We start from the raw sequence: 1,318 nt of genomic DNA on the forward strand, positions 1-1,318 counted from the left end.
TACATCAGCCCACAGCACTTTATTTCGCGCGTTGCTGGCAAAGTAGCGAGCACAACATTCGAACCAGTCAAAAACAACTTTATCAACTGGTTCGTCGACAAGTATGACGTCGACATGAGCGAAGCGGCAGAACCAAACCCAACTGCCTACCCTAGCTTCAATGATTTCTTTACCCGCGCTCTCAAAGACGGTGCTCGCCCTGTTGTAGAGGGAGATAACATTCTTTGCTCGCCAGTTGATGGTGCAATCAGTCAGTTAGGTGAAATCAAAGGCGGACAAATATTCCAAGCAAAAGGCCAAAGCTTTAACGTCAATGAATTGCTGGGTGGCGATGAAAAACTTGCTCAACCGTTTATGGATGGTGACTTCGCAACGATTTATCTTTCACCTAAAGACTACCATCGCATTCATATGCCTATCACAGGCACATTGAAAAAAATGATTTATGTTCCTGGAAAACTCTTCTCGGTTAACCCTGTAACAGCGCAACGCGTTCCAAATTTATTTGCACGTAATGAGCGAGTCGTAGCGATTTTCGATACAGCAATCGGCCCGATTGCAATGGTTTTGGTTGGCGCAATGATTGTTGCAAGCGTCGAAACAACATGGGCTGGTCTTGTCGCGCCAATGCGTAAAAATGTTGTCAGTTTTGACTACGACAACGAAGAGCCAATCACGATTGAAAAAGGCGCAGAAATGGGCCGTTTTAAGCTAGGGTCTACCGTCGTCTTCTGTGCACCACCAAACACCATCAACTTCGAAGAGTCATTGAAAGCAGAATCACCTGTTCGTATGGGCGAAACATTCGCAACAATAAAGTAAGGCTCTTCAATCGATACTAGCGGTCGNAATGCACCGCTAGTTTCTCTTCATTTATTAACTTTCCAATCAATAGCACATGGCGTTGAATCAAGGCTTTATTGCGTTGAAAAACAGCTGTTCTCTCTTTCCTCCATCGCGCATAACTCTCACTGAGCATCGGTGCTAATTCGCCCTCCAAATCGGCCATTGCTTCGCTCAATGCGTACTGTCGGCGATTAAGATCCGCAGCCCACTGCTGAACCTCACCCACAAAATATTTTTGTACGACGTTTTGCAGTATCTTTGACGAGTGTCTCCCTGCTACACAGATTTGCTCAGAATCGAGCACGCCTTCGAGAAAGCTATTGAGCACTTCAAGCCTGTTATTCAAAAGACTAAAACTTGATAGCAGTGCTCCGCCATCACCGATATTTATCTGAAATAACATCGTCTCTAGTTCTTGCTCCGTTTGAACATAATTCTCTGACTGCCACTGTTTGAAAAGCGACACAACAGA

The 1,318-nt window shown here is 45.1% G+C and carries 2 protein-coding genes; one reads left to right on the top strand and one right to left on the bottom strand.

All coding sequences use genetic code 11. From position 1 onward, the window contains the following. A partial coding sequence (gene asd / locus A3738_RS23975) for an archaetidylserine decarboxylase (protein WP_197474000.1) occupies window positions 1-822 on the top strand: 822 nt, incomplete at its 5' end. Between the two features lie 16 nt (window positions 823-838). Here asd and A3738_RS23980 read toward each other — a convergent pair. After that, the coding region (locus A3738_RS23980; protein WP_156504469.1) for a DUF3080 family protein at window positions 839-1,318 on the bottom strand (480 nt) is incomplete at its 5' end.

The sequence above is a fragment of the Oleiphilus sp. HI0066 genome, assembly GCF_001635725.1.